1 rRNA gene (cut by a window edge) is annotated in these 2,500 nt (G+C 54.5%); it reads right to left on the minus strand.

The features are described 5' to 3' along the window. Nucleotides 1-243 precede the first annotated feature (243 nt). Nucleotides 244-2,500 (minus strand): 23S ribosomal RNA (locus tag LXM94_RS25300); it runs 745 nt beyond the window's last position.

A 2,500-nucleotide genomic window follows, 5' to 3' on the forward strand; every position in this document is an offset into this window, starting at 1 on the left:
ACGGGAACGTATGAGCATGCCTTGTGCATGATGATTGAGAAGCTGGCGAGGTTTTCACCCCTTTTGTCTTTGAACACGTCTTTGAACTTTGCGTCTGGCACGATCCGGAGCGAAGCTCCGCAAGGCCAGAGGCCGTCGCGCCTTGTGGCGCGGCCCGTCCGGCGCGAAGCGGCGAAGCCGCGACAGCGTCAGGACAGAAGAGATGGCTCATCGAATTTCAGTCGATGAGCATTTTCAATGAGAACGATCAAGCCAATCGAGCGATTAGTACCGGTAAGCTTCACACATTGCTGCGCTTCCACACCCGGCCTATCAACGTGGTCGTCTTCCACGGCTCTCAAGGGAATACTCGTTTTCAGGTGGGTTTCCCGCTTAGATGCCTTCAGCGGTTATCCCTTCCATATATAGCTACCCTGCTATGCCCTTGGCAGGACAACAGGTCCACCAGAGATATGTCCATCCCGGTCCTCTCGTACTAGGGACAGATCCTGTCAATATTCCTACACCCACGGCAGATAGGGACCGAACTGTCTCACGACGTTCTGAACCCAGCTCACGTACCGCTTTAATTGGCGAACAGCCAAACCCTTGGGACCTGCTCCAGCCCCAGGATGCGATGAGCCGACATCGAGGTGCCAAACAACCCCGTCGATATGGACTCTTGGGGGTCATCAGCCTGTTATCCCCGGCGTACCTTTTATCCGTTGAGCGATGGCCCTTCCACGCGGGACCACCGGATCACTATGACCGACTTTCGTCTCTGCTCGACTTGTCAGTCTCGCAGTCAGGCGGGCTTATGCCATTGCACTCGACGACCGATTTCCGACCGGTCTGAGCCCACCATCGCGCGCCTCCGTTACTCTTTCGGAGGCGACCGCCCCAGTCAAACTACCCACCATACACTGTCCCGGATCCGGATGACGGACCGCGGTTAGACATCCATGACGATAAGGGTGGTATTTCAAGGATGGCTCCACGAAGACTGGCGTCCCCGCTTCAAAGCCTACCACCTATCCTACACATGCCGACACGAATGCCAGTGTAAAGCTATAGTAAAGGTGCACGGGGTCTTTCCGTCTGACCGCAGGAACCCCGCATCTTCACGGGGAATTCAATTTCACTGAGTCTATGTTGGAGACAGCGGGGAAGTCGTTACGCCATTCGTGCAGGTCGGAACTTACCCGACAAGGAATTTCGCTACCTTAGGACCGTTATAGTTACGGCCGCCGTTTACTGGGGCTTCGATTCAAAGCTTGCACCTCTCCTCTTAACCTTCCAGCACCGGGCAGGCGTCAGACCCTATACGTCGTCTTGCGACTTCGCAGAGCCCTGTGTTTTTGATAAACAGTCGCTACCCCCTGGTCTGTGCCACCCCACCTCACTTGCGTAAAATGGGGTCACGCTTCTTCCGAAGTTACGCGTGCAATTTGCCGAGTTCCTTCAACATAGTTCTCTCAAGCGCCTTGGTATACTCTACCTGACCACCTGTGTCGGTTTCGGGTACGGTCTATAATGGTGGAGCTGTTTCCTGGAACCGCTGCCCCGCCCAGCCAATCCAATAAGGCTGAACAGGTTTCGCAATCCGTCACTACCACCAGGCCCACGACTATTAACGTGGTTCCCATCGACTACGCGTGTCCGCCTCGTCTTAGGGGCCGGCTAACCCTGCTCAGATTAACTTTAAGCAGGAACCCTTGGTCTTTCGGCGAGAGGGTCTCTCACCCTCTTTATCGTTACTCATGTCAACATTCGCACTTCCGATACCTCCAGGACCCCTCACGGGTATCCCTTCGCAGGCTTACGGAACGCTCCGCTACCACGTGCTTTAAGCACATCCTCAGCTTCGGTGCATGGCTTCAGCCCCGTTACATTTTCGGCGCAAAACCCCTTAATTAGACCAGTGAGCTGTTACGCTTTCTTTAAATGATGGCTGCTTCTAAGCCAACATCCTGGTTGTTTTGGGAGTCTCACATCCTTTCCCACTTAGCCATGACTTGGGGACCTTAGCTGGAGGTCAGGGTTGTTGCCCTCTTCACGACGGACGTTAGCACCCGCCGTGTGTCTGCCGACTAGTACTCCCCGGTATTCGGAGTTTGGTTAGGATCAGTAAGACGGTGAGTCCCCATAGCCCATCCAGTGCTCTACCCCCGGGGGTATTCGGTCGACGCTCTACCTAAATAGATTTCGCGGAGAACCAGCTATTTCCGAGTTTGATTGGCCTTTCACCCCTAGCCACAAGTCATCCCAATCTATTGCAACAGATGCGGGTTCGGTCCTCCAGTTGGTGTTACCCAACCTTCAACCTGCTCATGGCTAGATCACTCGGTTTCGGGTCTAATGCGACGAACTGAACGCCCTGTTCAGACTCGCTTTCGCTGCGCCTCCACCTATCGGCTTAAGCTTGCTCGTCACACTAAGTCGTTGACCCATTATACAAAAGGTACGCCGTCAGGCTCACGCCCTCCGACTGTTTGTAGGCAACCGGTTTCAGGTTCTATTT

The sequence above is a fragment of the Rhizobium alarense genome, assembly GCF_021555155.1.
GTDB lineage: Bacteria > Pseudomonadota > Alphaproteobacteria > Rhizobiales > Rhizobiaceae > Rhizobium_D > Rhizobium_D alarense.